At 71.4% G+C, this 25,733-nt stretch carries 26 protein-coding genes; 11 read left to right on the top strand and 15 right to left on the bottom strand.

Features of this window, described 5'->3' with window-relative positions:
* Window positions 1-58: 58 nt before the first annotated feature.
* Window positions 59-889: a hypothetical protein gene (locus ACZ407_RS06320; RefSeq protein ID WP_468125939.1), complete on the top strand. Its 831-nt coding sequence runs from the start codon at window positions 59-61 to the stop codon at window positions 887-889.
* Window positions 890-949: 60 nt separating this feature from the next.
* On the opposite strand, the gene ACZ407_RS06315 is transcribed toward ACZ407_RS06320, so the two are convergent.
* The 3 genes from ACZ407_RS06315 to thiC form a co-directional block, all read right to left on the bottom strand.
* Window positions 950-1,372, bottom strand: coding sequence for a hypothetical protein (locus ACZ407_RS06315; protein ID WP_468125938.1), 423 nt, complete (start codon window positions 1,370-1,372; stop codon window positions 950-952).
* Between the two features lie 1,258 nt (window positions 1,373-2,630).
* The gene (locus ACZ407_RS06310) at window positions 2,631-4,082 is read right to left on the bottom strand and encodes a VWA domain-containing protein (RefSeq protein ID WP_468125936.1); all 1,452 of its coding nucleotides are present in this window, start codon (window positions 4,080-4,082) and stop codon (window positions 2,631-2,633) included.
* Window positions 4,083-4,277: 195 nt separating this feature from the next.
* A complete protein-coding gene (gene thiC, locus ACZ407_RS06305) occupies window positions 4,278-6,065 on the bottom strand; it encodes a phosphomethylpyrimidine synthase ThiC (protein ID WP_468125934.1) in 1,788 nt (595 codons plus the stop codon).
* Window positions 6,066-6,278: 213 nt separating this feature from the next.
* Between thiC and ACZ407_RS06300 the strand changes: the two genes are divergently transcribed.
* Window positions 6,279-7,787: a YibE/F family protein gene (locus ACZ407_RS06300; RefSeq protein WP_468125932.1), complete on the top strand. Its 1,509-nt coding sequence runs from the start codon at window positions 6,279-6,281 to the stop codon at window positions 7,785-7,787.
* 66 nt (window positions 7,788-7,853) lie between these two features.
* Here ACZ407_RS06300 and ACZ407_RS06295 read toward each other — a convergent pair whose 3' ends face one another.
* The 4 genes from ACZ407_RS06295 to ACZ407_RS06280 form a co-directional block, all read right to left on the bottom strand.
* The gene (locus tag ACZ407_RS06295; protein WP_468125930.1) at window positions 7,854-8,303 is read right to left on the bottom strand and encodes an SsgA family sporulation/cell division regulator; all 450 of its coding nucleotides are present in this window, start codon (window positions 8,301-8,303) and stop codon (window positions 7,854-7,856) included.
* Between the two features lie 98 nt (window positions 8,304-8,401).
* Window positions 8,402-9,148: an IclR family transcriptional regulator gene (locus tag ACZ407_RS06290; RefSeq protein ID WP_468125928.1), complete on the bottom strand. Its 747-nt coding sequence runs from the start codon at window positions 9,146-9,148 to the stop codon at window positions 8,402-8,404.
* A gap of 303 nt (window positions 9,149-9,451) precedes the next feature.
* Window positions 9,452-9,679 carry a DUF5326 family protein gene (locus ACZ407_RS06285; protein WP_468125926.1) on the bottom strand — a complete coding sequence of 76 codons (228 nt, stop codon included), beginning with the start codon at window positions 9,677-9,679 and terminating at the stop codon, window positions 9,452-9,454.
* A 169-nt stretch (window positions 9,680-9,848) separates the two neighbouring features.
* On the bottom strand, window positions 9,849-10,169 hold the full coding sequence (locus ACZ407_RS06280) for a cupin domain-containing protein (RefSeq protein WP_468125924.1): 321 nt from the start codon (window positions 10,167-10,169) through the stop codon (window positions 9,849-9,851).
* A gap of 82 nt (window positions 10,170-10,251) precedes the next feature.
* Between ACZ407_RS06280 and ACZ407_RS06275 the strand changes: the two genes are divergently transcribed.
* The 5 genes from ACZ407_RS06275 to ACZ407_RS06255 all read left to right on the top strand — a co-directional run bounded on the left by ACZ407_RS06275 (window position 10,252) and on the right by ACZ407_RS06255 (window position 13,955).
* The gene (locus ACZ407_RS06275) at window positions 10,252-10,632 is read left to right on the top strand and encodes a phage holin family protein (RefSeq protein ID WP_468125922.1); all 381 of its coding nucleotides are present in this window, start codon (window positions 10,252-10,254) and stop codon (window positions 10,630-10,632) included.
* A gap of 11 nt (window positions 10,633-10,643) precedes the next feature.
* Window positions 10,644-11,138, top strand: a complete 495-nt coding sequence (locus ACZ407_RS06270) for a low molecular weight protein-tyrosine-phosphatase (RefSeq protein WP_468125920.1) — start codon at window positions 10,644-10,646, stop codon at window positions 11,136-11,138.
* Window positions 11,131-12,306, top strand: coding sequence for a cystathionine gamma-lyase (locus tag ACZ407_RS06265; protein WP_468125918.1), 1,176 nt, complete (start codon window positions 11,131-11,133; stop codon window positions 12,304-12,306). The genes ACZ407_RS06270 and ACZ407_RS06265 overlap by 8 nt, the downstream gene beginning before the upstream one ends.
* Before the next feature lie 210 nt (window positions 12,307-12,516).
* On the top strand, window positions 12,517-13,413 hold the full coding sequence (locus tag ACZ407_RS06260; RefSeq protein WP_468125916.1) for a LysR family transcriptional regulator: 897 nt from the start codon (window positions 12,517-12,519) through the stop codon (window positions 13,411-13,413).
* A gap of 62 nt (window positions 13,414-13,475) precedes the next feature.
* Window positions 13,476-13,955 carry an NUDIX domain-containing protein gene (locus ACZ407_RS06255; protein ID WP_468125914.1) on the top strand — a complete coding sequence of 160 codons (480 nt, stop codon included), beginning with the start codon at window positions 13,476-13,478 and terminating at the stop codon, window positions 13,953-13,955.
* Between the two features lie 39 nt (window positions 13,956-13,994).
* Here ACZ407_RS06255 and ACZ407_RS06250 read toward each other — a convergent pair whose 3' ends face one another.
* Window positions 13,995-15,374 carry a globin domain-containing protein gene (locus ACZ407_RS06250; protein ID WP_468125912.1) on the bottom strand — a complete coding sequence of 460 codons (1,380 nt, stop codon included), beginning with the start codon at window positions 15,372-15,374 and terminating at the stop codon, window positions 13,995-13,997.
* Window positions 15,375-15,495: 121 nt separating this feature from the next.
* Window positions 15,496-16,155, bottom strand: coding sequence for an HAD family hydrolase (locus tag ACZ407_RS06245; RefSeq protein WP_468125910.1), 660 nt, complete (start codon window positions 16,153-16,155; stop codon window positions 15,496-15,498).
* 141 nt (window positions 16,156-16,296) lie between these two features.
* Here ACZ407_RS06245 and ACZ407_RS06240 point away from each other — a divergent pair, with 141 nt between their 5' ends.
* Together ACZ407_RS06240 and ACZ407_RS06235 are read left to right on the top strand one after the other, a co-directional pair.
* Window positions 16,297-17,190 carry a GNAT family N-acetyltransferase gene (locus tag ACZ407_RS06240; protein ID WP_468125908.1) on the top strand — a complete coding sequence of 298 codons (894 nt, stop codon included), beginning with the start codon at window positions 16,297-16,299 and terminating at the stop codon, window positions 17,188-17,190.
* A gap of 100 nt (window positions 17,191-17,290) precedes the next feature.
* Window positions 17,291-18,460 carry a winged helix DNA-binding domain-containing protein gene (locus ACZ407_RS06235; protein WP_468125906.1) on the top strand — a complete coding sequence of 390 codons (1,170 nt, stop codon included), beginning with the start codon at window positions 17,291-17,293 and terminating at the stop codon, window positions 18,458-18,460.
* A gap of 60 nt (window positions 18,461-18,520) precedes the next feature.
* Here the strand turns inward: ACZ407_RS06235 and ACZ407_RS06230 are convergent, their stop codons facing one another.
* Together ACZ407_RS06230 and dnaB are read right to left on the bottom strand one after the other, a co-directional pair.
* Window positions 18,521-19,909, bottom strand: a complete 1,389-nt coding sequence (locus tag ACZ407_RS06230) for a serine hydrolase domain-containing protein (protein ID WP_468125904.1) — start codon at window positions 19,907-19,909, stop codon at window positions 18,521-18,523.
* Between the two features lie 67 nt (window positions 19,910-19,976).
* Complete coding sequence (dnaB, locus tag ACZ407_RS06225) at window positions 19,977-21,449, bottom strand: replicative DNA helicase (RefSeq protein WP_468125902.1); 1,473 nt, start codon at window positions 21,447-21,449, stop codon at window positions 19,977-19,979.
* Between the two features lie 422 nt (window positions 21,450-21,871).
* Here dnaB and ACZ407_RS06220 point away from each other — a divergent pair, with 422 nt between their 5' ends.
* Window positions 21,872-23,209: an MATE family efflux transporter gene (locus ACZ407_RS06220; protein WP_468125900.1), complete on the top strand. Its 1,338-nt coding sequence runs from the start codon at window positions 21,872-21,874 to the stop codon at window positions 23,207-23,209.
* Between the two features lie 173 nt (window positions 23,210-23,382).
* On the opposite strand, the gene rplI is transcribed toward ACZ407_RS06220, so the two are convergent.
* The 4 genes from rplI to rpsF all read right to left on the bottom strand — a co-directional run bounded on the left by rplI (window position 23,383) and on the right by rpsF (window position 25,083).
* Entirely contained in the window at window positions 23,383-23,829 is a 447-nt protein-coding gene (rplI, locus tag ACZ407_RS06215) for a 50S ribosomal protein L9 (RefSeq protein WP_468125898.1), read from the bottom strand.
* 18 nt (window positions 23,830-23,847) lie between these two features.
* Window positions 23,848-24,084, bottom strand: a complete 237-nt coding sequence (rpsR, locus tag ACZ407_RS06210; protein ID WP_005315025.1) for a 30S ribosomal protein S18 — start codon at window positions 24,082-24,084, stop codon at window positions 23,848-23,850.
* 42 nt (window positions 24,085-24,126) lie between these two features.
* Complete coding sequence (locus ACZ407_RS06205; protein ID WP_468125896.1) at window positions 24,127-24,714, bottom strand: single-stranded DNA-binding protein; 588 nt, start codon at window positions 24,712-24,714, stop codon at window positions 24,127-24,129.
* Window positions 24,715-24,792: 78 nt separating this feature from the next.
* A complete protein-coding gene (gene rpsF / locus ACZ407_RS06200; RefSeq protein WP_004950685.1) occupies window positions 24,793-25,083 on the bottom strand; it encodes a 30S ribosomal protein S6 in 291 nt (96 codons plus the stop codon).
* A 250-nt stretch (window positions 25,084-25,333) separates the two neighbouring features.
* Between rpsF and ACZ407_RS06195 the strand changes: the two genes are divergently transcribed.
* A complete protein-coding gene (locus ACZ407_RS06195) occupies window positions 25,334-25,648 on the top strand; it encodes a hypothetical protein (RefSeq protein WP_468125894.1) in 315 nt (104 codons plus the stop codon).
* Window positions 25,649-25,733 lie beyond the last annotated feature (85 nt).

Here is a 25,733-nt window from a genome sequence, read left to right as displayed (position 1 = left end):
CGTTTCCGCCGCTTGTCCGGATCCACGCGGGCATACCGGCCCGACGGAGTATCGGGGGATGCACATGACCAGCGCTCCGCACCTGCTGAACGAGGACCGGCCGGAGTTCGGACGCCTTCTCGACGAGGCATTGCGCACCGCGCACGAGCGACCGGAACTGTCCGCGGTCGGCGAACGGCTCAACGCGGAACAGCTGCGCACGATGGCACTGAACGCCAGCGCGCTGCTGACGGCCGCCGCGGCCGCCGAGTACGAGCATTATGTGAAAGTACGAGCGGATGTGCGCGACGAGGTCGCGACCACCCCCGTCGGACGGGAGCCCGAAGGCGAGGCCGGGGGCGCGGGCGCCGGAGCGAGCGCCGTCGTGGCCGTCCTCGCGCCGGTCCTGGCCGGCACCGCCATGGTGATCTTCCTTCTGGTGGGCTACCTGCTCAAACTGCTCGACCCGGAACCGGCTTTCGCCCGGACCATGCTCACGGTCGGCTGGTTCTTCGGCGCCCTGACCGCCGCGGCCATCCTCTGCGCCGCGATCGGCCTGCTGGTGACGGCCGTACGCAACAGCTCCACCGAGGTGGCCGCCGACGCCGGCGAGGCGATACCCGACGAGGTCTCGCGCGCCCGCGAGGCCTGGCGGCACGCCCTGCTGGAGCGCGGCATCATGCCCTTCCTCCGGGACGCGCTGGCCGATCCGAGCGCCGGCCCCGCCGCACCCGTACCCCACGTGCCGAGCAGCCGGATGCCCCGGCTGGGCTACGACCGGCCCGACTTCAGCAGCCCGGGTGGCGGTGGGCCGGGGGCGGGACGGGGCGGCGAGGGCGGAGGTCCCGGGTTCAGCAGCCCGGACTTCACCAGTCCGGACTTCGGCGGGCCGGGGCACCGGCCGGACTGAGATCCGGCGGCGCTCCGGGCCGCTTCGGTACCGCTGCGGATCAGTGAACCGCCGGCAGGCTCACCCGTCCGCGGGCTCGCGGCGGAACTTGTCCTCCTTCAGCGGGTGGTTGCGGTTGCCGGCGGGCGCCTCGCCGAGGGACCCGGGGGGAGCGAGGAACCGGTTCAGTGCCGGAGCGGACGTGGGGCCGGGCAGGATCTGCACCCACGGGTGCGGGGTTCCGGGCGGCGCGGACCCGCAGTCCAGGGACGGGGTGGGGTTGTCGACCGAGCAGAAGGTCTCGAAGACCCGTCCGTCCGTGGTGGAGATCTCGATGTTCGCGCCGTTGGAGTGTTCGTCGACGGCGATGCCGCAGGCCAGGCCGGTCGGATAGCCCGGGTTGCGCGTGGGGTTGGTCAGGTTGTGCCAGTCGAAGTCGGTCTGCGAGGACCCGGGACCGGCGATGCCCCGGATCCCGACGTAGGCGACCCCGTTGATCATCACGGCCTTGACCTCGCGGGACCCGCTGGGCTTGTAGTTGGAGATGGCGTTGCAACCGCCGGCGGGGCCGGTGGCACCCGTGGCACCGGTCGCGCCGGTCGCGCCGGTCGCACCGGTCGCACCCGTGGCACCGGTCGCACCGGTCGCACCCGTGGCGCCTGTCGCGCCTGTCGCGCCAGTCGGACCGGTCGGGCCCGTCGGACCGGTCTCGCCAGTCGCACCCGTGGCCCCAGTCGCACCCGTGGCCCCAGTCGGACCCGTCGGGCCTGTCTCGCCCGTGGCCCCAGTCGCACCGGTGGCACCCGTCGCGCCGGTGGCCCCAGTCGGGCCCGTCGGACCGGTTTCGCCCGTCGCACCCGTGGCCCCAGTCGCACCCGTCGCGCCCGTGGCACCCGTGGCCCCAGTCGCACCGGTGGCCCCAGTCGCACCGGTGGCACCCGTCGCGCCCGTGGTCCCAGTCGGACCCGTCGGACCGGTCTCGCCCGTCGCACCCGTGGCCCCAGTCGCACCCGTAGCACCCGTCGCGCCCGTGGCACCAGTCGCACCCGTCGCACCCGTCGCCCCGGTGGCCCCGCTGGAACCCGTATCGCCCTTGGGCCCCGGCGGTCCCGTCGGACCCGTCGGGCCGGTGGGGCCGGTCGGACCCGTCGGGCCCTTGCACTTCTCCTGACCGCCGCCACCACCGCCGCCGGTGTCCGCGCCGGGAGCGGTCCGGTCTTCTCCGCGCCGCCGCGGCTTGCACTCGTCGCCGCCGCCACCGCCGCCGCCATCGGCGGGGCTGCCCGCGCTCACGGCCGGGCCCGGCGGCTGCACCACGGCGAGGGCCGGGGCGGCCATGGGCATCACGACGAGGGAGAGGGAGGCCAGCGCACTTCCCGCCAGCCAGGCCCGGCTCCGGGGGAGGGGCCCAAGAGGGGGCCTGGCCCGGTGCTCACGACTCATACAGCACTCCTTCGGTTGTCGCTCGGACCGGGGCGGGGAGGGGAGGGGCACAGACGTGCTCCGGCCGCGAGTGCGCCCATCGTTGGCAAGCCGAGGAGGAAATCCGTGCTGCCGCGAGCACTACTGCGGGGTTATCAGCGGATCAGCCCATCGGGCCGCCACCGAACGGCCGTGCCCGCGGCGAGTCCCGGGCAGCCCGCGGCGCGCCGGGGACTGCCCCTCCGGTCCGCCGCCTACCCTCACTCCGCGTCCCGTCCCGTCCCGGCAAACGGGAGGGCTTCGTCGAGCACCGCCCCGGATCCGTACGCCGTCCGACCGCTCAGAGGATGCCCGCCTGCCGGGCCGCCCGGATCCACGACGGGAACTCGGACAGCAGCCGGTCGTACAGCTCCGGATCCGGCACGGTGGCGATGTCGTCCACCGCGAAGAAGCCCACGTTGTCCACCCGGCGCCCGGGCATCGTGTCGAAGCGCTCCAGGACCCCGTAGTTCGACCGCCCGAGGCCGACGAACTGCCAGAACACCGGTTCCTCCACCGCCTCGCGCAGCTCCCGCTCGATCTCCGCGTTCCGGTAGACCCCGCCGTCGGAGAAGAAGAGCACGAGGGTCGGATCCGGCACCGGGTGCGCCCGTACGAAGGCCCGCACCTCGCGGATCACCTTCTGCTCCTCGTTCTGGATGCCGACGGCCCGCATGTCCACCTGCCCCGCCCGCAGCCCGCGCGGGGGCTTGCGGCGCCCGAACACCGACAGCTCCCCGATCCGGACGTGGAGCCGGAGCCACTCGGGCAGTTCCCCCAGGAGCAGGTCGGGCAGCCGCGCCGGGTTCGAGGCGAAGGTCCACGCCTGCATCTCCCCGTCGTCGTCGAGCTGGGCGGCCACCGCCGCCATCCGCTCGACCACGTCCGACACGATCCCCCGTGCGTACAGCGGGGACATGGAGCCCGAGGCGTCCAGGACCAGCACCACCCGGGCCCGGATCCCGGCCGCCCCGTGCTTGTGCAGGCTGACGGCCACCTGCTCCTTGCGCAGCGACAGCCGCTTGCGCATGTCCACCGGCAGCCGCTCCTCGCCCTTGGACAGGCGGGGGGCGGCGGGCGGAACGGGAGCTTGCGCCGGGGCGGGTGCCCATGCGGGTTCCGGCCCCGGCGTCTGTACGGGTGCCGGCGCCGGTGCCCGTACGGGTGCGGGCCCAGTCGCCCGTACGGGTGCCGGCGCAGCAGCCCCGGGCGCCGGCGGGGCGTCGTCCACCGTGATGCCGAAGTCCGTGGCCAGCCCCGCCAGCCCGGCCGCGTATCCCTGGCCCACCGCGCGGAACTTCCACTGGCCGGACCGCCGGTACAGCTCCCCGCCGATCATGGCCGTCTCCGGCCCGGCCTCGATCGCGAACCGCGCCAGCTCCGCACCCGTACCCGCATCGAGCAGCCGCAGGGTCAGGTCCGGGACCTGCCCGAACGTCCCGCCGTCCGCCGAAGCGCAGACGAGGATCCGCTCCACGGCCGGCTCCACCCGGTCCAGGAGCACCTCGACGGTGTCCGTCCACCCCGCCGGGCCGCGCCGCTTGCCGAGGTGCCGCACCGCACCCGACGCGTGCTCGGGCTGGTTGTAGAACACGAAATCGGCGTCGCCGCGGACCCGCCCGGCCCCGGTCAGCAGCAGTGCGGACGCATCGGAGTCGGGAGCTCCGGGCCGGTCCGCCCACCCCAGCTCGGCGCGTACGGCGACGGCGGCCACCGGCATGTTGGCCCCTTTGGGCAGGGAATTCGCAGTCACGAGAACCAGTCTGCCGAGGCGTCAGCCCACCCGGCCAGGGGTCGGCCGGCCAAGACCGCGGTCAACACGGCGGACGAGGCGACGGACAACACGGCGGGGGCGCCGACCGGAACAAGATGTTCCGGCCGACGCCCCCGCTCCCCCGCTCCCCCGCGGTTCCCCCCTCGGGACCCCCCCCTCGGGCCGCGTCCGCGGTCAGTCGGCCAGCGGCAGGTACACGCGGTTGCCCTGGGCGGCGAACTCGGCGGACTTCTCCGCCATGCCCGCCTGGATCTCCTCGGCCTTCAGATCGCCGCCGTGCTCCCGGCGGATGTCCTGCGAGATCTTCATCGAGCAGAACTTCGGGCCGCACATGGAGCAGAAGTGCGCGGTCTTGGCCGGCTCGGCGGGCAGGGTCTCATCGTGGAACTCCCGGGCCGTGTCCGGGTCGAGGGCCAGGTTGAACTGGTCCTCCCAGCGGAACTCGAACCGCGCGTCGGACAGCGCGTCGTCCCATTCCTGCGCCCCCGGGTGGCCCTTGGCCAGGTCCGCCGCGTGCGCCGCGATCTTGTACGTGATGACACCGGTCTTCACGTCGTCGCGGTTGGGCAGGCCCAGGTGCTCCTTGGGCGTCACGTAGCAGAGCATCGCCGTGCCCCACCAGGCGATCATCGCGGCGCCGATGCCCGAGGTGATGTGGTCGTACGCGGGCGCGACGTCGGTGGTCAGCGGGCCGAGCGTGTAGAACGGCGCCTCCTCGCAGATCTCCTGCTGGAGGTCGATGTTCTCCTTGATCTTGTGCATCGGGACGTGGCCCGGACCCTCGATCATGGTCTGCACGTTGTGCCGCTTGGCGATGGTGTTCAGCTCGCCCAGGGTCTTCAGCTCGGCGAACTGCGCGGCGTCGTTGGCGTCCGCGATCGAACCGGGGCGCAGGCCGTCACCCAGCGAGTAGGTGACGTCGTACGTCGCGAGGATCTCGCAGAGCTCCTCGAAGTTCGTGTAGAGGAAGTTCTCCTTGTGGTGCGCGAGGCACCAGGCGGCCATGATCGACCCGCCGCGGGAAACGATGCCGGTCTTGCGGCGGGCGGTCAGCGGCACGTACGGCAGCAGCACGCCGGCGTGGACCGTCATGTAGTCGACGCCCTGCTCGGCCTGCTCGATGACCGTGTCCTTGTAGATCTCCCAGGTCAGCTCCTCGGCCTTGCCGTCGACCTTCTCCAGCGCCTGGTAGAGCGGGACGGTGCCGATCGGGACGGGGGAGTTGCGCAGCACCCACTCGCGGGTGGTGTGGATGTTGCGGCCGGTGGAGAGGTCCATGACCGTGTCGGCGCCCCAGCGGGTGGCCCAGGTCATCTTCTCCACCTCCTCCTCGATGGAGGAGGTCACGGCGGAGTTGCCGATGTTGGCGTTGACCTTCACCAGGAACCTCTTGCCGATGATCATCGGCTCGATCTCCGGGTGGTTCACGTTCGCCGGGAGCACCGCGCGGCCTGCGGCGATCTCCTCGCGGACGACCTCGGGGGAGACGTTCTCGCGGATCGCGACGTACTCCATCTCCGGAGTGATCTCGCCGCGGCGGGCGTACGCGAGCTGCGTGACGGCCTTGCCGTCACGGCCGCGGCGGGGCAGCCGGGGGCGGCCCGGGAAGACGGCGTCGAGGTTCTTGAGCCCGCCGCCGCGCGGCGAGGTGTGCTTGATGCCGTCGTCCTCGGGACGCACGGGACGGCCGGCGTACTCCTCGGTGTCGCCGCGGCCGATGATCCAGTTCTCGCGCAGCGGGGCGAGGCCGCGCCGGACGTCGGTGTCGATCTGCGGGTCGGTGTACGGGCCGGAGGTGTCGTACAGCGTGACGTCCTGGCCGTTGGTGAGGTGGACCTGGCGGACCGGCACCCGGATGTCGGGGCGGGAGCCCGAGACATAGCCCTTGTGCCAGCCCGGCTTGCGCCCTTCGCCGTCGCTGTTCTGGCTGACGGCAGGCGTGCGTGCGTCCTGAACGGTCATGAGACCTATCTCCCTACGCCGGCATTACCCGGTAACAGGTTCGGCGGTCGGCGCAGCCTCTTCCCGTTCACGTCTTCTCGACGCGCGTACGGTGATCAGCGCCCTCTCAGCCCGGTGCTCCGAGCTCCCGCGTTGTGCAAAGGTGCCCCCACGCTAGCGTCATCTGTGGCGTGCTGAACAGTGGGCCCCCTCATCTCTTGCGATGATCGGCCGGTGACGACCTCGCCGCAGCCCCCAACAGAGCCTTCCGGCCACGGCCATGGCCCCTTGTCCCACGACTGGGGACACGTCCCACATGGCGGACACGGGACCGGGTACGGAACCGAGACCGGTGCCGGCGGAGGTGTCGGCGGCGGGCACGGGCACGACGGCGGGCGCGGGCACGGCGGCGGGCACGGGCACGGAAACGGCGGCCACGGAAACGGCGGCGGCCACGGGCACGGTGGTCACAGCCACAGCCACGGTCCCGCCGCGCCCGTCTCGAAGCACCTGCGCAAGGTCATCGCCGCCGTGCTGATCCCGTTCGCCACCGCCGTCCTCGTCGGACTGGTGGTCCTGTGGCCGGGCGGGGCCCCGGGGCACGAGCGCACCGGCGTCGGCTTCGACCGGCAGACCCAGCAGGGCGAGGTGGCGGACCTGCGGATGGTCGACTGCAAGGAGGTCAACGCCGCCCAGGTCCCGCCGGGCGGCGAGACGGGCACGCCCGACGCGGCCGGCCCCAAGCCCGGGCTGTGCGGGAAGGCGACCGTGAAAGTGACCACCGGCCCCGACCGCGGCCGGACCTTCACGGAGATCGTCCAGCCCGGCGCCCCGAGGCAGTTGAAGAAGGGTCAGGAGGTGGTCGTCGCGTACGCGCCCGACGCCCCGCGGGACCTCCAGTACTCCGTCGTCGACCTCAACCGCAAACTCCCGATGACCCTGCTGGCGGGGATCTTCGCCCTGGCCGTGGTCCTGGTCGGCCGGATGCGCGGGCTCTTCGCGCTGATCGCGCTCGCGGTGAGCTTCGCGGTGCTGACGCTGTTCATCCTGCCCGCCATCCTCCAGGGCTCGAACCCGCTGGTGGTGGCGGTGGTCGGCGCCAGCGCCATCATGCTGATCGCGCTGTACATGTGCCACGGACTGTCGGCGCGGACGTCGGTGGCAGTGCTGGGGACACTGGTGTCCCTGCTGCTCATCGGGGTGCTGGGCTCGCTGTTCATCGACTGGGCGTTCCTGAGCGGGAACACCGACGACAACACCGGGCTGATCCACGGGCTCTACCCGGGCATCGACATGAGCGGCCTGCTGCTGGCAGGTGTGATCATCGGATCGCTGGGTGTCCTGGACGATGTGACGGTCACCCAGACCTCGGCGGTGTGGGAACTCCACCAGGCGGACCCGGCGATGGGCCCGCGCGCCCTGTACCGGGCGGGCATCCGCATCGGGCGGGACCACATCGCCTCGGTGGTCAACACCCTGGTGCTCGCCTACGCGGGCGCGGCGCTCCCGCTGCTGCTGCTGTTCTCGATCGCGCAGAGCAGCGTGGGCGCGGTGGCCAACAGCGAGCTGGTCGCCGAGGAGATCGTACGGACCCTGGTGGGCTCGATCGGCCTGGTGGCCTCGGTCCCGGTGACCACGGCACTGGCCGCACTGGTCGTCTCCGCCGACCGGCCGGGATCCCCGGGCACCGGTGGGGCCGGGGATCCCGTCCGCGGCGGCCGGGGCCGGCGCCGCAAGCGGTGATGCGTCACCCGGACCTGCTCGGGGGGCGGCCGGGTGCACGTCGGACCCGCGACCGGGTCCGTGCCGTCAGGCGCTGTTCTGCTCGTTCTGCCGGTTCTCGGCGAGGATCCGGTCGAGGGCCTCGTCGAGGTGCTGCTCGAAGTCTCCGAGGTTGCGCTCCTGGCCGAGCGGCACCAGCCGGTCGGTCCGGTCGAGGAAGGCGACCAGCGGAGCGGCGCTGGCCCGGAACAGGGCCCGGTCGCTGCCGACCTGGAGGCGGATGTGGACGTCTGACAGGTCTTCGGGATCGGTGGGGGCGATGTGCACATCGCCGTCGCCGCATGGCTTGTTGATGCCGTCGAGGAGGAGTTCCCGGCCGAAGGCCCAGGTGACGGGCGCATCTCCGGGAAGGTGGAAGGTCAGGCGGACTGCGAAGGGGTCACGAGCGTCGTACCGGAGCTCCACCGGGATCCGGAACGAGAGCTCCTCCGAGACGAGAAAGCTCATCATGACCTCTGCCTGTACCGACTCGCGCATTGCCTACCCCGCTGTATGTGGAAGTGGCCAGGATTGACCCCCCGGGTCCCCCTTGACAATCGTGGTGGAAGCGGTAGCAGATCACAAGGAGTGAGTTTTCAGATACTGATAGAGAACGAGAGGGTGCTCAACAGCGCGCCTACTTCACTCCGTAGCCGATCGACCACACAGAGCAATCGGTCCTGCTGATGCAAGGGGAGAGAAATGGCCATGGTCGCCGCCGCATCGCCGGCGGTGATCGGGATGGCGGCGCACACCGTGCCGAGGGCGTATTCCTGACGCTCGATCACCGGCTGCATCCGCTCCAGCGAGGCGATCCGCCGCTCCAGCGCCTGCATGTCGCGCACGGTGTACGGGGTGACGGCCTGCACGGGGTGGCGGTCGTAGTAGTCCCGCCGGGCCTTCTCGTCGAGCTGGCCCAGCAGGCACTGGCCGATGGCGTGGGCGTGCCCGGTCTCGCGGAAGTCCGCCCACTCCTCCACCGCGGGGGCGGCCGGGCTGTCGGACACCCCGACCACCTCGATCTCCCCCTCGCGGTAGACCGCGAAATAGACGGGCGCCCCGATCACGTCGCGGAAGTGCGCCAGGGAATCGAGGATCATGCTGCGACGTTTCTGCTGCGCTCCGCCGCCCGCCAGCCGCCCGGCGGCGTCCCCGAGCACGAACACCCCGCCCACCCTGCGCAGATAGCCCTCGTGCGTGAGGGTGCGCAGCAGGTGGTACGCGGTGGGCAGCGGGAGGCCGGCCTCGCGGGCCAGCTGTTTCGCGGGGGCGCCGTCGCCGTGGGCCCCGACCGCTTCGAGCAGTCTCAGGGCCCGCTGCACCGAACCGATCAGGGTCGGCACGGCGGCGTTGTCAACTGCTGGCACAGCTCACCCCCAGGCGTGGCGGCGGGCCATCGGGGCGACCCACCCGCGGGGTCCGCCCCCGCGTCTGCCGCGTCCCGGGATCTCGGGGTCTTCGGGGTCGATGCCCGATCGTGCTGACAGAACTGCAGGTCAACGCAGCATCACCGGTCAGAACACCCAGGGGACGGCATAGATTGCCACTGTATCCGCCGATTCCTGACGTGCGGGGGGTTTGGCCCCACTCGGTCCCCCGGGAGAGTTAAAGCGACACTCGCATGGGGCGACCGTTACCCGAGGCTCCTACCAGTCGCTTCGCGAGGCCTTCGACTTCCCGCCGCCGAACGTCTTCACCAGGTAGACCAGTCCGCCCACGAGCGCCGCGAACAGCAGCACATTGAAAGCGAATCCGATGAGCGTGCTCAGCAGTGAGGTGATCATCCCGCCGAAGACGAACAGGGCAATCACAGGAATGCCGACCCACTTCACCCACCACGGCATGGCTGCGAAAGTCTCTCGGAACCCGTCCATTTTCTTCTGCCTCTCCCGGTTCGTCTTGCCCGTTTCTCCTGCCTCCGATGCTAGGAGCCGCACGGGCCGGGCGGGGGCTCCGGATCCCTTGGAGTCCCCTGATCCAGCCCCTAAGGGAAACGCCCCGAAAACCCCCACCCCGAGGCGGAGAGCCCGACAGACCCGCAGGTCAGGAGCCCTCCGGCGGAGAAAAGACCACGAGCACCTTCAAGTCCTCGGAGATGTGGTGGAAGCGGTGCGGCACCCCCGCCGGCACATAGACCACGCTGCCCCGGGCCACCATCGTCGTCTCCTCCCCGACCGTGATCGAACCCCGCCCGCTGACCACCACGTACACCTCGTCCTCCCGATGCGGCTGCTGCGGATCGCTCTGCCCCGCATCCAGTGCGTACAGCCCGACCGACATGTTCCGCTCCCGCAGGAACTGCAGGTACGCACCCTCGTTCGCGGCGCGCTCCGCATCCAGATCGTCCAGCCGGAAAACCTTCATCGCTGTGCTGCCCCTCGTATCCATCCGGGTTCCGGCTTTCTGCCGATGTCGTACACGGATCTTCTCTGCCACGATCAGACACATGACGAATTTCGTAGTCAAGACGCTCGCCAATGCGGCCGCCCTCGCCGCCGCCATCTGGCTGGTTCCGGGAATCACCCTCGACGACGGCAGCAGCCTCGGCGACCGGGCCCTGTCCCTCGTCCTGGTCGCCCTGATCTTCGGCCTGGTCAACCTGATCGTGAAGCCGATCGTCAAACTGCTGTCGCTCCCCCTGTTCATCCTGACCCTGGGCCTGTTCACCCTCGTCGTGAACGCCCTCATGCTGATGCTGACCTCGTGGCTGGCCGAGAAGTGGGGCCTCACCTTCCACGTGGACGGCTTCTGGATCGCCGTACTGGGCGCCCTCATCATCAGCATCGTCTCCTGGGCCCTGAACCTGGTCCTCCCCGACAAGGACTGAACGGGCAGGCCGTGTACCGCATCTGCTTCGTCTGCACCGGCAACATCTGCCGCTCCCCCATGGCCGAGGCCGTCTTCCGCGCGCAGGTCGCCGAAGCCGGCCTCGCCCACCTCGTCGCGGTGGACAGCGCCGGCACCGGCGGCTGGCACGAGGGCGACCCCGCCGACCCGCGGACCGTGTCCGTCCTGGAGAAGGCCGGCTACCCCCAGCGCCACCGGGCCCGGCAGTTCCGGAGCTCCTGGTTCGCCGGCCTCGACCTCGTCATAGCCCTCGACTCCGGCCACCTCCGAGCCCTGCGCAGCCTCGCACCCACCCCGCAGGACGCCGCCAAGGTCCGGCTCCTGCGCTCGTACGACCCCGCAGCCGACGGCCAGGACGTCCCCGACCCCTACTACGGCGGACTCGACGGCTTCGAGGAATGCCTGGACATGGTGGAGGCGGCCGGCACCGGACTGCTGGCCGCCCTCCGCACCGCACTGGGGGAGGACCCGGACGCCCATGAATGACCCCAATGACCCCACGCCCGCCACGCCGCAGACCCGGCCCCACGGCGACGGCACCCGCGCGGTACGCGCCGGACTGCCCGAGCCCGCCAAGAACGAACCCACCCTGCCCGGCCCGGTGTTCGCCGCCCACTACCACCTCCCCGGCGAGGTCGAGGGCCCCTACACCTACGGCCGCGACACCAACCCCACCTGGACCCTCCTGGAACGGGCCATCGGGGAGCTCGAAGCCCCCGGCCTCCCCGGCGCCGCCACCGTGGTCTTCGCCTCCGGCATGGCCGCCGTCTCCGCCGTCCTCCTCTCCCACGCCGCCGCCGGCGACACCGTCGTCCTCCCCGACGACGGCTACCAGGCCCTCCCCCTCGTCCGGGCACAGCTGGAGGAGTACGGAGTCCGCGTACGCACCGCACCCACCGGCGGCGACGCCCAGCTCGCCCTGCTCGACGGGGCCCGCATGCTGTGGCTCGAAAGCCCGTCCAATCCCGGGCTCGACGTGTGCGACATCCGCCGTCTCGCCGAGGCCGCGCACCGCGGCGGGACCCTCGTCGCCGTGGACAACACCCTCGCCACCCCCCTCGGCCAGCGCCCCCTGGAACTCGGCGCCGACTTCGCCGTGGCCAGCGGCACCAAGGGCCTCACCGGCCACGGCGACCTGCTGCTCGGCTACGTGGTCTGCCGCACCCCCGAGCTCGCCGCCCGCGTCCGACTCTGGCGCAAGATCGTCGGAGCGATTCCCGGTCCCATGGAAGCCTGGCTCGCCCACCGCTCCCTGGCCACCCTCCAGCTGCGGGGGCAGCGCCAGTGCGCCAACGCCCTCGCCGTGGCCGAAGCCCTGACCGGCCGGCCCGAGGTGACCGGCCTGCGCTACCCCGGACTGCCCGGCGACCCCTCCCACGCCGTCGCGTCCCGCCAGATGCGCACCCACGGCAGCGTGGTCTCCTTCACCCTGCCCGACCGCGCACACGCCGAACGCTTCCTCACCGCCCTGGAACTCGTCGAGGACGCCACCAGCTTCGGCGGCGTGCGCTCCACCGCCGAACGCCGCGGCCGCTGGGGCGGGGACGCCGTACCGGAAGGGTTCATCCGCTTCTCCGCGGGCGCCGAGGACACCGAGGACCTGACCGAGGACGTCCTGAGGGCCCTCGACCGGGCAGCAAAGCCGCCCGCGTAGGCACCCCCGCCGGGCGACGTACCCCGGCTACGCAGGAAGGACGGTCCGAACCTCCCCCCTCATGGCTCGGACCGTCCCGGGTTCCGCGCGCGAAGAACCACGCGGTCAAGGCTAGTTGACTCTGCGTCAGAGTCCAATCACGCTAACGACAGAGACCTATCGACATATTTATAGTGGGAGCCGGGACGAGACCTGCCGAAAGGGGCAGTCATGGATCTGGCCCTGCTGCGCACCTTCGTCGCCGTCCACCGGGCCGGCTCCTTCACCAGAGCCGCCGCCCTGCTCGGCCTCTCCCAGCCCGCCGTGACCTCGCAGATCCGCCTTCTCGAACGCCGCCTCGGCCGACCCCTGTTCGTACGCCGCGCCCGCGGAGTGACCCCCACCGCCGTCGGGGACGAGCTCGCCCACAAGGCCGCCCCGCACCTCGACGCGCTCTTGGAGATCACCGAAACGGAACGCGACCCGGGCGCCGGACTGCGCACCCTCCACCTCGCCGGACCCCCCGAATTCCTCTCCCTCCGGGTCCTGCCCGCCCTCACCCCCCTGACCGCCCAGGGACAGATGCTGCGCACCGCGATGCCCGCCGGCGCGGAAGAAGCCCTGGACGGGCTCGCAGCCGGACACCACGACCTCGTCGTCACCACCGCCCGGCCACGCGGCGAACTCTTCACCTCCGCCGTGCTCTGCGACGAGGAGCACGTCCTGGTCGCCGCGCCGTACTGGGCCGCCCTGGTGGACCCGGCGGCACTCCGCGACCGCGGACCGGCCGCCCTGAACGGCATCCCCGTGGTCGAGGTCCACGAATCGCTGCCCCTGGTCTCCCGGTACTGGACCGAGGTCTTCGACACCCCGTCCGCCGTCACCGCCTCGGCCGTCGTCCCCGACCTGCGGGGTGTGCTCGAATGCGCGGCCGCAGGCGGCGGCCTCGCCGTACTTCCCCGCTACCTGTGCGAAGGGGCACTGCGCACGGGCCGCGTCGTGGCCCTGCTGGAGCCGCCGGTGGCGCCGCTGCGTTCCTACTTCCTGGCCGTACGCGCCGGCACACTCGGCCATCCGCACCTGGCCCGGGCCCACGAACTGCTGCTCAAGGCGGCCGCCGACTGGTGAGCGGCCCCCACCCGGCCCCCCGGAGGAGTTTCAGAAGGGGAGCACCGGGCCACTCTTCTCCCATGACCGAACGTCCCGTGGTCAAACGCACCGCCCGCGCCATCCTGCTCGACGGTGAAGACCTCATCCTCATCAAACGGACCAAGCCCGGCGTCGATCCCTACTGGCTGACTCCCGGCGGGGGAGTGGAGCCCGGGGACGCCACCGTCGTCGACGCCCTGCACCGCGAGGTGCACGAGGAACTCGGCGCGAAGATCACCGATGTCGTGCCCTGCTTCGTCGACACCGTCGAACACATCGCCGCCGGCGGCGTGACCGGCGTCAAGGTGCAGCACTTCTTCGTGTGCCGGCTCGAATCCATGGACCCCGCCCTGCGGCACGGCCCCGAAGTGGACCACCCCGAAGGGGAGTACGAGATCGTCCGGATCCCCTTCAGCCGGGTCGGCATCGCAGCCGTGCACCTCGTCCCGCTCTCCCTGCGGCACTACCTCGACGGCAACATCGAGGGCGTCCGCGCCATGCACGCCTCCGACCTGGGCTGAGCCCGGTCCCGGGCCCGCCACGGGCCCGGGACCGGCCGCTCAGCTCGCCAGGCCCACCAGCTCCTCCACCGCATCGTGCCGGATCCGCTCCCCCGGGATCCCGATCCGCTTCAGCGCGTCCACCCCGCTGCGGATCAGCCCCGGCGGGCCGGAGATGTACGCGTCGTACGAGTTCCACGGCCCGTGCTCCCCCACCGCCTGCGGCAGCTGACCGGTGAGCCCCTGGGAGACCACCGGCCGCACCGAAAGCCACGAGTGCGACCTCTGCAGACCCAGCAGGGTGTCGATGTCGTACAGGTCCACATCGGTGCGCGCCCCGTAGAACACCTCCACGGGACGCCGCTCGCCGTGCTCGGCCACGTCCTCGATCAGGGCCTTGATGGGCGCGATGCCCGTACCGCCGCCCAGGCACAGCATCCCGTTCTCGGTGCTGTGGTCGACCACCATCGAACCGGCGGGCGGCCCGAGCTTGATCACGTCACCGGGCCGGGCGTGCCGCACCAGGGCGTTCGACACCCAGCCTGCCGGCACGGCCTTCACGTGGAAGGACAGCAGCCCGTCCGCGCGCGGCGCCGAGGCGAACGAGTAGTGCCGCCAGACCCGCGGCCACCACGGTGTCTCCAGGCTCGCGTACTGCCCGGCCAGGAACGGATACGGCTGATCCGGCCGGACGGTGATCACCGCGATGTCCGAGGTGCGCAGGTCGTGGGAGACCACCTCGGCCTGCCACCAGGCGGGCGACTTCCCCTCCTGCTCCGCAGCCGCATCGATCATGATCTGCGAGATGGCGGTGTACGCCCGCACCCAGGCGGCTTCGGCCTCGGGACCCCAGGTCTTGGTGGCATACCGGGACAGCGCCCCGATGAGGGCCTCGCCGACGGCCGGGTAGTGCTCGGGACGGGTGCCGTACTTGCGGTGCCCCCCGCCGAGACGGCGCAGGTACGGGGCGAGGACCTGCGGGTTGTCGATGTGCTCGGCGGCGGTCAGCAGCGCCTTCAGCAGCCGGTCCCGCTGCACGTCCATCGCCGCCGGGAACATCTCCCGGAGGTCCGGATGCCCCGTGAACACGAGCGCGTAGAAATACGAGGTCACCTTGTCGGCGATCGGCGCGATCTCGGTCAGGGTCCGCCGCACCAGCAGGGCATCGGGGGAGGGCTCGGACACGCTCGCCGAGGCGGCCGGAGCTCCGGCCGGGGTCCCGGCGGGGTCCGAGGGCTGCTCCTTCACAGAGTCCGGGGCGGACGGGAGCCCGGTCGGCCCGGCCTGCTGGGGCAGGGAGGCCGCCGGCGGCGGGGCGGTGCCTGCGGTCTTGCTCGCGGGGGTGGACCTGCCCGCCGCGGGACCCACCGGACGTATCTGGGCCAGGCGTCTGGCCGGCTTGGTGGGCGGAGCGTCCATACGGTGCCTCGCTTCGAGCATCTCGGTCGGTAGGCGCCCGCCACGGCCTCATATCCGTGGTTCCGGGTTTTCGCAGCATGGCACTCAGTGGCGAGACCATGGGCGAATAGCGGAAATCCAGCGTTTCCCGGCCGTGATTCCCCTAAGATCTACCGCTGCTTTCCGGGAAGCCCCGATCCGTGCGCGCCAGTGCGTACGCCTCCCGGAGGTCCCTCCCCTCGTACACGTGGGTCGCAGCGGCAGCCAGGGCCGGCCTGGCGTTGACCGCCACGGAGACGGGCACCGCCTCGAAGAGCACGGCGTCGGTCATCGAATCCCCGTAGGCCACGCAATCCCGGAGGGACACCCCGAAGCGCCTGCAGAGCCGCTCCGCCACCTCGGCCTTGCGCGCCGGGGTGAGGATGCCCGACAGGTCGACGGGCTGCGTGAAGGGGACGGGCGGGAAGACGGAACCGTGCGCCGCATGGACGCCCCAGTCCAGTAGCCGCTCCACAAAGAAGGACGGGGACAGCGAGATCACGGCGCAGTACTCCCCGCGCTCCCGGATCTCCTGCCAGACCTCCCGGATCCCGGCGAGCCACGGAGCTCCGTCGAACGCCGCCCGGACATGCTCCTCGGTCAGACCGGCCCACATCTCCCGCAACCGCCGGGCGAACTCGGGGGGACCCACCGTACGGGCACTGAACTGCCGCTCCAGCTCGGCGATCTCCGCCTCCAGCCCCAACTGCCGGGAGATCTCCACCGGTGCGGCCGACCCGTACATGAGCGTGCCGTCCAGGTCGAAGAGGTGCAGTGCCGTCATGACAGACGAGGCTAATGCGTGTTTCACGTGAAACAACCTCCCGGTGTTTCACGTGAAACATCAGGAGGTTTCACGTGAAACACGAGGCCAGGATGGCGAAATCTGGTGGACGCCCCCACGCCGTTCATCCAGGCTGGGCCCGTGCCCTCACCTCACCTCACCGCTCTCTCCATCCGCCCGCTGACCCTGCAGGACCTCTCCCACTGCGCCGACCTCTCCGAGGACCGCGGCTGGCCGCGGGAAGACCACAAGTGGGGACTGCTCCTCAGCGCGGGAACCGGATACGGCATCGACGCTCCCGACGGACAGGGCCTGGCCGCCGCGTGCGTGGTGACCTCGTACGGGGACTCCCCGGCCGGCCCCGCCCTCACGGCCATCGGCATGGTGCTCGTCGCCCAACGGTACGCCCGACAGGGACTCGGCCGACGGCTCATGACCCACGTGTGCGAGGCACTGGCACCCGTACCGGTCACCCTCCACGCCACCCCCAACGGGCAGCCGCTCTACGAAGAACTCGGCTTCAAGGTCATCGGGCAGGCCGAGATGCTCTGCGGGCAGTTCGCCCCCCGCCCCGAAGACGAGGAAGCACACACCGGGACCGCAGCCGGCGTACGGCCCGCCGTCGCAGGAGACCTGCCCGCCATCCTCCGGCTCGACCGCGAGGTGTTCGGCGAGGACCGCACCCACCTGCTCACCCGCCTGCCCTCCTTCGCAGACCTGATCCTGGTCGCCGAAGACCCCCGGGGAACCCTCATCGGCTACACCGCCGCCTGGCCCAACATGAAGACGCACGTCGTGGGCCCCCTCATCGCCCAGGACACCGCCACGGCCCAGGCCCTGGTCACCGCCCTCGCCACCCGCACGGACCGGCCCCTGCGCACCGACATCGACGTCCGGCACGAGGAACTGATCGACTGGTTCAAAGACCGCGGCCTGGAGTCCGTCGCCTTCAACGCAGTGATGGCACACGGCATCCCCCGCCTGCCGGGCGACCGGACCCGCCGCTTCGCCCCCCTCACCGTCGCCGCAGGCTGAGCATCCGAGGCCCCGCCACGGGCGGGCCGGCCCGCACCCGGGCCGACCCGCCCGGCCGCCCGCCCGGCCGGATCAGCGATCCGCGCCCTACGATCCGGACATGAGCCGTCCCATCGGGATCAGCACCGCCGACCGCCGCAACCGCATCGGCATCCGCCACCGCCTGGCCCCCTCGGCCCGCGCCGCCACCGTCGCCGAAGCAGCGGACTCCGTGGTCGCCCTCCATGCCACCGACGCCGCCACCGTCTTCCTCTCCGCCCGGGCCCGCACCGGCGCCGACCCCACGGCAATCGAAGAGGAGTTCTACGAACAGCACACCGTGGTCCGGCTCCTCAGCATGCGCAACACCCTGTTCGCCGTCTCCACCGCACTCGCCCCGTACGTGGACTCCTCCACCGCCCGCGCGATCGCCGCCAAAGAACGCCGCGCCCTCCTCAAGCACCTCGCCGACGACGGCCAGGGCCTCGACGCACAGTGGCTGGCCCGCGCCGAGGAAGCCGTCCTCACCACCCTCGACGAGCACGGCCCCGCCACCGGCAGCCGGCTCTCCGCCGCCATCCCCCTGCTCCGCACGAAGATCACCATCGGCCGCGGGACGAGGAACGAGACCCGGACCGGCGTCGCCACCCGGGTGATCCGGCTGCTCGCCGCCGACGGCCGGATCCGCCGCGACCGGCCGCGCGGGACCTGGACCTCCAGCCAGTTCCACTGGACCCACACCGATCCCTGGCCCGCTCTCCCGGCCGAAGACGCGCGCGCCGAGCTCGCCAGGCGCTGGCTCTTCGCATACGGACCGGCCACCGAAGCCGACCTCAAGTGGTGGACCGGCTGGACCCTCACCGACGTCCGCAAGGCCCTGGCCGCCGCAGGACCCGAACAGGTCCGCCTCGACGACGGCAGCACCGCCCTGGTGGCCCCCGGGGACACCGCCCCCGTCGCCGCCCCCGAGCCGTGGGCAGCCCTGCTGCCCGGCCTCGACCCGAGCGCCATGGGCTGGGCCGACCGCGGATTCCACCTCGACCCCGCGCACCGGTCCGCCCTGTTCGACCGGGCCGGCAACATCGGCCCCACCGTGTGGTGGAACGGCGAGATCATCGGCGGGTGGGCGCAGCGGCCCGACGGGGAACTCGTCTGGCGGCTCCTCGCCGACCGCGGCCGGGCGGCGGCCGCAGCCGTGGCCGCCGAGGCCGAAGCCCTCACCGCCTGGCTGGGCCCGGCCCGGGTCACCCCCCGCTTCCGCACCCCGCTGGAGCGCGAACTCGTCGCCTGACACCCCGCCCCCGCACCGCAGCCGCAGGGACGGGAACCCTGCGGCCCCGCCCCCCTCGGCTCACACGTCCAGACCCCGCCAGCCCTGCGGGTCCACGCCGCCCGGCACCGGAGCCTGCGGATCGTACGGCTCCCGCGTGAAGAAGAACGAGCCGAGGTCCAGATGGCTCACCGAACCGTCGGGACGCCGCACCACGCGCAGCGTCTCACCCGCGTAGTAGCCGTTCAGCCCCGTCCAGGTGCCGTCCGCCTCCGCCCGGAAGCGAGCCCCGCGGCCGGTGGCCCCCACCGGGCTCAGATCCAACTCCCCGCCGGGCAGCAGCCTCAGAAGGTTCGCCGAAGTCCCCCAGTACCAGGGACCGGTCAGTGCGATCACCTCCGGATCGGCCTCGGCCTCCGGCAGCGGCCGCCAGGGCTCCGGCAGCCGGGGCTCCGCCTCCGCCAGGATCCGCACCAGGTCCACGGCGACCGTGGACGCGGGCAGCGCCGTGGTGCAGTTGGCCAGCACCACCGCGGCCGCATCGTCCGCCTCGCTGAACCACAGGCCCGCCACGAAACCGGGCAGCGAACCCCCGTGCCCCGCCATGGCCCGCCCGCCCGCGTCCAGCAGCTGGAGCCCCAGCCCGTAGCCGGCCCCGGGGACCCCCGCCTCCGGCGCCACCGCAGGCGTACGCATCTCCCGCACGCTCTCCGCACCCAGCACCCGCTCGTCCCCACGGGCGAGGAACAGCGCGAACCGCGCCAGGTCCCGGGCCGTCGACCACAGCTGGCCCGCCGGCGCCATCAGCCCCAGGTCCTCCAGCGGCTCCGGCATCAGCACGTCCGCCCACGGGTGCACCGCCCAGCCCCCTGCATGCGGGGCCTGCGGCTGCACGCTCGTACGGTCCAGCCCCAGCGGGTCCAGCACCTCCGCCTGCAGCACCTCCGCCCACGGACGCCCCCGCACGGCCTCCACCAGGGAGCCCAGCAGCGTGTACCCCGGGTTGGAGTAGTGGAACCGGCGGCCGGGCTCGTGCCGGAACGGCTCCTCGCCCAGCACCTCCGCAAAACCCGGCCGCAGGGTGCTCGACGACCGCTCCCACCACTCCCCGGGGGTCTCCGCCGCCAGTCCGGCGCTGTGGCACAGCAGCTGGGCGACGGTCACCTCACCCGCCCCCGTCCCGGGCAGGTGCTTCTCCAGCGGATCGGACAGGCTCAGCAGCCCCTCGTCGCGCAGCCGCAGCACCAGAACTGCCGTGAACGTCTTCGTGATCGAGCCCACCCGGTACTGCACATCGCCGTCCGGGCCGTGCCCCTCAACCGAGGTGCGCGCGCCCTCCCACACGATCCGCCCGTCCCGCGCGACGGCCGCGACCACGGACGGGGCCCGCCCCTCGGACTGGGCGACGGCAAGGCGGTGCAGCAGACCCCGGCGGGTCCCGGGAAGAAGCTCTTCAGGTACGGAAGTCATGCCCGCAGCTTCGCACTTCCCGATGCCCGGATCATCCGGATTCCGGACCGCGCCCCGCGGGGCCGGATCAGGTGTTGGCCATGTCCACGAAGCGGGAGTAGTGGCCCTGGAAGGCGACCGTGATGGTCGCCGTCGGGCCGTTGCGGTGCTTCGCGACGATCAGGTCGGCCTCACCGGCGCGCGGTGACTCCTTCTCGTACGCGTCCTCGCGGTGCAGCAGGATCACCATGTCGGCGTCCTGCTCGATGGAGCCGGACTCACGCAGGTCGGAGACCATCGGCTTCTTGTCCGTGCGCTGCTCGGGGCCACGGTTCAGCTGGGACAGCGCGATCACCGGCACCTCGAGCTCCTTGGCGAGGAGCTTGAGGTTACGGGACATGTCCGAGACTTCCTGCTGTCGGCTCTCGGGCCGCCGGGCGCCGCCGGACTGCATCAGCTGGAGGTAGTCGATCACCACGAGCTGGAGGTCGTTGCGCTGCTTGAGCCGGCGGCACTTGGCGCGGATCTCCATCATCGACAGGTTCGGGGAGTCGTCGATGTAGAGCGGGGCCGCGGAGACGTCCGGCATGCGGCGCGCGAGCCGGGTCCAGTCCTCGTCCGTCATCGTGCCGGAGCGCATGTGGTGCAGGGCCACCCGGGCCTCGGCCGACAGCAGGCGCATCGCGATCTCGTTGCGCCCCATTTCGAGGGAGAAGATCACGCTGGGCAGGTTGCTCTTGATGGAGCAGGCCCGGGCGAAGTCGAGGGCCAGGGTGGACTTGCCCATCGCGGGACGGGCCGCGATGACGATCATCTGGCCGGGGTGCAGGCCGTTGGTGAGCGAATCGAGGTCGGTGAACCCGGTGGGGACCCCTGACATCTGGCCGCTGCGCGAGCCGATGGCCTCGATCTCGTCGAGCGCGCCTTCCATGATGTCGCCGAGCGGCAGGTAGTCCTCGGAGGTCCGCTGCTCGGTGACGGCGTAGATCTCCGCCTGGGCGCTGTTGACGATCTCGTCGACGTCTCCGTCGGCGGCATAGCCCATCTGCGTGATCTTCGTACCGGCGGCGACGAGTCGGCGCAGGACGGCCCGTTCGTGGACGATCTCCGCGTAGTACTCGGCGTTCGCGGCGGTGGGCACGGACTGCACGAGGGTGTGTAGGTATGCGGCGCCGCCGACCTTGCTGATCTCGCCGCGCCGGGTCAGCTCGGCGCCGACGGTGATGGGGTCGGCGGGCTCGCCCTTGGCGTACAGGTCGAGGATGGCCTGGTAGATGGTCTCGTGGGAGGGCCGGTAGAAGTCGTGTCCCTTGAGGACCTCGACGACGTCTGCGATGGCGTCCTTGGAGAGGAGCATGCCGCCGAGGACGGACTGCTCTGCGTCGAGGTCCTGGGGGGGTACGCGTTCGAAGGCGCCGCCGCCTTCCCACGAGCCGTTGCCGTCGCGCTGGTCCTCGCCGCGCCGGCTTCCGCCTTCGCCGCGGCGGGAGCGGGTGACGGGCAGACGGTCACCGGGACCGGCGTCGGCCCAGGGGTCGTCCATGGGCTCGGCGATGCTCACCGGCCACCTCCTCCCGTCCGCCACGCGGACCTCGCCGTGGCACTCTTTCTACGACACGGCTCTGACAATTGGGGCGCCCGAATCCACACTCGGCGCGTCGGGGCGCCGGTCCACGGTAGGGCTGCGGGCACCGTCAGCCAATCTTGTTATCCACAGGCCGTGTGGACGAAGCCCGGAAGTCTGTGGGTAACTCACTCCTTCCTGTGTACGGACCGGGGGACGGCACTGTGGACAAAATCTCACGCCACCCCCCTCCACGTGCCTGACCTGCACTTTCTCCATCCACGACCTGTGGGGAAGAAAAACTTGCACGGATCCCTCAAGATCCTCGCGAACGGCGCCCGAACGAGCTGTCAACCGAAGCTAAAGTAATAGATGTAATGTGATTGCGCCCATTACCTGTGGAAGATGAGACTGCCCCCATGACACAGGCCCCCGCCAGACCGCAGACCGCCCTCCGGAAGCACGACCGCGAGATCTTCGCGCTCGCCGTGCCCGCGTTCGGCGCGCTCGTCGCCGAGCCCCTCTTCGTCATGGCCGACAGCGCCGTCGTCGGCCACCTCGGGACGGCCCAGCTGGCCGGCCTCGGCATCGCCGCGGCCCTCCTCACCACCGCCGTGAGCGTCTTCGTCTTCCTGGCCTATGCGACCACCGCCGCCGTCTCCCGCCGGGTCGGCGCGGGGGACCTCCAGGCCGCGATCCGGCAGGGCATGGACGGCATCTGGCTCGCCCTGCTGCTCGGCGCCGCCGTGGTGGCCGCCATTCTGCCCACCGCGCCCGCCCTGGTCTCCCTGTTCGGCGCCTCCGGCACCGCCGCCCCCTACGCCGTCGAGTACCTCCGGATCGCCGCCCTCGGCATCCCGGCCATGCTCGTGGTCCTGGCCGCCACCGGCGTGCTCCGCGGCCTCCAGGACACCCGTACACCGCTCTACGTGGCACTCGGTGGCTTCACCGCCAACGCGGCCCTCAACATCGGACTCGTCTACGGCGCCGGACTGGGCATCGCCGGATCCGCCTGGGGCACGGTCATCGCCCAGTGCGCCATGGCCGGCGTCTACCTGGCCGTGGTCGTCCGCGGAGCCCGCCGCCACGGGGCCTCCCTGCGTCCGGACGCGGCCGGCATCCGGGCCTGCGCCCAGGCGGGCGCCCCGCTGCTGGTCCGCACCCTGTCCCTGCGGGCCGTCCTCATGATCGCCACCGCGGTGGCGGCCCGGCTCGGCGACGCGGACATCGCGGCCCACCAGATCCTGCTGTCCCTGTGGAGCCTGCTCGCGTTCGCCCTGGACGCGATCGCCATCGCCGGGCAGGCCATCATCGGCCGCTACCTGGGAGCCGGGGACACCGAAGGCGCCCGGGCGGTCTGCCGGCGCATGGTCCAGTGGGGAATCGTCTCGGGCGCGGTGCTGGGCATCCTGGTCGTCCTGACCCGCCCGCTGTTCATCCCGCTCTTCACGGGCGATCCGGTGGTACGGGACGCGCTCCTGCCCGCCCTGCTCGTGGTGGCGGTCTCCCAGCCCGTCTGCGGCATCGTCTTCGTCCTCGACGGGGTGCTGATGGGGGCGGGTGACGGCCCCTACCTGGCCCGGGCCATGCTCGTGACCCTGGCCGTGTTCGCCCCGGCCGCCCTGCTCGTCCCTGTGGTCGGGGGCGGGCTCACCACCCTGTGGTGGGCCATGACCCTGATGATGCTGGTCCGCATGGCCACCCTCCAGCTCCGGGCCCGCTCGGGCCGCTGGCTGGTCACCGGCGCCAGCCGCTGACCGACGTTTCACGTGAAACACCACCCCGCGGGGCCGGGCACGGACGTTTCACGTGAAACACATCCTCGGCCGACGCTTCAGGCGAAGCACGGGCGACGTTTCACGTGAAACACGACCCCCGGACATGCGAAAGGGCCGCACCCCCTCGGGGGTGCGGCCCTTCCCGTACAGCCTTAGGCAGCGACGACCTCGACGCCCAGCTGCGCCACGACCTCAGCGTGCAGACGCACGGAGACCTGGTGCGAACCGAGGGTCTTGATCGGGGAGCCCAGCTCCACGCGACGCTTGTCGACCTTCGGGCCACCGGAGGACTCGATCGCCGTGGCGATGTCGGCCGGGGTCACGGAGCCGAAGAGGCGGCCGGCGTCACCCGAGCGGGTGGCCAGGCGGACCTTCAGGCCCTCGAGCTTGGCCTTGACCTCGTTGGCCTGCTCGATGGTCGCGATCTCGTGGATCTTGCGGGCGCGGCGGATCTGCGCCACGTCCTTCTCGCCACCCTTGGTCCAGCGGATCGCGAAACCACGCGGGACCAGGTAGTTGCGAGCGTAGCCGTCCTTGACGTCAACGACGTCGCCGGCGGTGCCGAGGCCAGAGACCTCGTGGGTCAGGATGATCTTCATTGTTCGGTCACCCTTCCCTTATCGCGCGGTGGACGTGTAGGGCAGCAGCGCCATCTCACGGCTGTTCTTGACGGCCGTGGCGACGTCACGCTGGTGCTGCGTGCAGTTGCCGGTCACGCGACGGGCACGGATCTTGCCGCGGTCGGAAATGAACTTCCGCAGCATGTTCGTGTCCTTGTAGTCCACGTACGCGGTCTTGTCCTTGCAGAACGCGCAGACCTTCTTCTTAGGCTTGCGCACAGGCGGCTTCGCCATGGTGTTTCTCCTGTGTGATCAAGAAGTGGGGAACGGGCTGCCCTAGAAGGGCGGCTCGTCCGAGTAGCCGCCGCCGGAGCCGCCGGAGTTTCCACCCCAGCCGCCCCCGCCGCCCTGCTGGCCACCGGCCGGCGCGCTGGAGGCCCAGGGGTCGTCGGAGGGAGCTCCGCCGCCCTGCTGGCCACCGCCGCTGGGGGCTCCGCCCCAGCCGCCGCCACCGCCCTGCTGGCCGCCACCGCCGCCGTAGCCACCCTGACCACCGCGGCCGGCGGTCTTGGTGACCTTGGCCGTGGCGTTGCGCAGGCTGGGGCCGACTTCCTCGACGTCCAGCTCGAAGACCGTGCGCTTGACTCCGTCGCGGTCCTCGTACGAGCGCTGGCGGAGCCGGCCCTGTACGACGACGCGCATACCGCGCTGAAGCGACTCGGCGACGTTCTCAGCCGCCTGGCGCCACACCGAGCAGGTCAGGAACAGGCTCTCGCCGTCCTTCCACTCATTGGTCTGGCGGTCGAACGTGCGCGGGGTGGACGCGACGCGGAACTTCGCGACGGCCGCCCCGGACGGGGTGAAGCGCAGCTCGGGGTCGTCGACGAGATTGCCGACGACCGTGATGACGGTCTCGCCTGCCATGGATGAACCTCTCGGCGGGGATTGCTGCTGGCTGCTGGTGCTTGGCTACTCGAACCCGATGACTTCTGAGCCGGAAGCTCAGTGGGTCTCGGGACGGAGGACCTTGGTCCGGAGGACCGACTCGTTCAGGTTCATCTGGCGGTCGAGCTCCTTGACGACCGCAGGCTCGGCCTGCAGGTCGATGACCGAGTAGATGCCCTCGGGCTTCTTCTTGATCTCGTAAGCGAGACGACGACGGCCCCAGGTGTCGACCTTCTCGACCTTTCCGTTGCCCTCACGGACGACGGAGAGGAAGTTCTCGATCAGCGGGGAGACAGCGCGCTCCTCGAGATCGGGGTCGAGGATGACCATCACCTCGTAGTGACGCATGTGGAACCCACCTCCTTTGGACTCAGCGGCCACGGTCGTTCCGTGGCAGGAGGGTCGTGATGCGTGCTGCACGGCAGCCTGAGAGCAGACACCGCGCAGACCGTACAGAGTACCTGCTCACCTCCTTCCGGTTGAAATCCGGCACCGGAGGGCCACAATCTGTATGCATCGGGTGTGCGCGGTGCTAGGGCCGCCGGAGCGGCCGGCGCAGCACTGCGGCACGTCTCTCCTTCGCCGGGAGGTGCCCCTCATGGCACAGGCAATGCGTCCGCAGCAGTCCATCTCTCTGCTCTCGACCGACCACAAGCCCCATCCGCTCCAGGACACGCTCCTCGCGGTGACCCTGGTGCTGGGCGCCGTGGCCTTCGTCACGGCGTTCTTCCACAACCTGCACCTGCTCAGCTCGTGGACCGGTCTGATCGGCATCCTCACGGGGGCCTACGGCCAGTTCATCTCGGAGACGACACGCGAGCGCTTCGCACTGATCATCGGGCTCGGAGCCTCGGCCATCGGCTTCTTCCTCGGCATGGCCCACGGCGGGCTCTTCGGCGGCGTTCTGGGCTGACCGGGCTCCCTCCGCGAGGGGCGGTGCGACGGGCTGCGGAGTTTCCGCAGCCCGTCCCCCAGATGGGTGCCGCCCTTGTCGCAGT

It is taken from the genome of Streptomyces sp. NPDC030809, from assembly GCF_055572195.1.
This window is presented reverse-complemented; position numbering and strand designations above follow the sequence as displayed.

What these genes read in the sequence shown, in the direction of transcription:
- ACZ407_RS06255 (WP_468125914.1), top strand. Translation starts at nt 13,476, where the DNA reads ATGACCGAACGTCCCGTGGTCAAACGCACCGCCCGCGCCATCCTGCTC.
- ACZ407_RS06260 (WP_468125916.1), top strand. Translation starts at nt 12,517, where the DNA reads ATGGATCTGGCCCTGCTGCGCACCTTCGTCGCCGTCCACCGGGCCGGC.
- rpsF (WP_004950685.1), bottom strand. Translation starts at nt 25,083, where the DNA reads ATGCGTCACTACGAGGTGATGGTCATCCTCGACCCCGATCTCGAGGAG.
- ACZ407_RS06250 (WP_468125912.1), bottom strand. Translation starts at nt 15,374, where the DNA reads ATGCTCGAAGCGAGGCACCGTATGGACGCTCCGCCCACCAAGCCGGCC.
- ACZ407_RS06280 (WP_468125924.1), bottom strand. Translation starts at nt 10,169, where the DNA reads ATGAAGGTTTTCCGGCTGGACGATCTGGATGCGGAGCGCGCCGCGAAC.
- thiC (WP_468125934.1), bottom strand. Translation starts at nt 6,065, where the DNA reads ATGACCGTTCAGGACGCACGCACGCCTGCCGTCAGCCAGAACAGCGAC.
- ACZ407_RS06245 (WP_468125910.1), bottom strand. Translation starts at nt 16,155, where the DNA reads ATGACGGCACTGCACCTCTTCGACCTGGACGGCACGCTCATGTACGGG.
- ACZ407_RS06195 (WP_468125894.1), top strand. Translation starts at nt 25,334, where the DNA reads ATGGCACAGGCAATGCGTCCGCAGCAGTCCATCTCTCTGCTCTCGACC.
- ACZ407_RS06275 (WP_468125922.1), top strand. Translation starts at nt 10,252, where the DNA reads ATGACGAATTTCGTAGTCAAGACGCTCGCCAATGCGGCCGCCCTCGCC.
- ACZ407_RS06320 (WP_468125939.1), top strand. Translation starts at nt 59, where the DNA reads ATGCACATGACCAGCGCTCCGCACCTGCTGAACGAGGACCGGCCGGAG.
- rpsR (WP_005315025.1), bottom strand. Translation starts at nt 24,084, where the DNA reads ATGGCGAAGCCGCCTGTGCGCAAGCCTAAGAAGAAGGTCTGCGCGTTC.
- ACZ407_RS06295 (WP_468125930.1), bottom strand. Translation starts at nt 8,303, where the DNA reads ATGCGCGAGTCGGTACAGGCAGAGGTCATGATGAGCTTTCTCGTCTCG.
- ACZ407_RS06285 (WP_468125926.1), bottom strand. Translation starts at nt 9,679, where the DNA reads ATGGACGGGTTCCGAGAGACTTTCGCAGCCATGCCGTGGTGGGTGAAG.
- ACZ407_RS06205 (WP_468125896.1), bottom strand. Translation starts at nt 24,714, where the DNA reads ATGGCAGGCGAGACCGTCATCACGGTCGTCGGCAATCTCGTCGACGAC.
- ACZ407_RS06230 (WP_468125904.1), bottom strand. Translation starts at nt 19,909, where the DNA reads ATGACTTCCGTACCTGAAGAGCTTCTTCCCGGGACCCGCCGGGGTCTG.
- ACZ407_RS06220 (WP_468125900.1), top strand. Translation starts at nt 21,872, where the DNA reads ATGACACAGGCCCCCGCCAGACCGCAGACCGCCCTCCGGAAGCACGAC.
- ACZ407_RS06265 (WP_468125918.1), top strand. Translation starts at nt 11,131, where the DNA reads ATGAATGACCCCAATGACCCCACGCCCGCCACGCCGCAGACCCGGCCC.
- ACZ407_RS06235 (WP_468125906.1), top strand. Translation starts at nt 17,291, where the DNA reads ATGAGCCGTCCCATCGGGATCAGCACCGCCGACCGCCGCAACCGCATC.
- rplI (WP_468125898.1), bottom strand. Translation starts at nt 23,829, where the DNA reads ATGAAGATCATCCTGACCCACGAGGTCTCTGGCCTCGGCACCGCCGGC.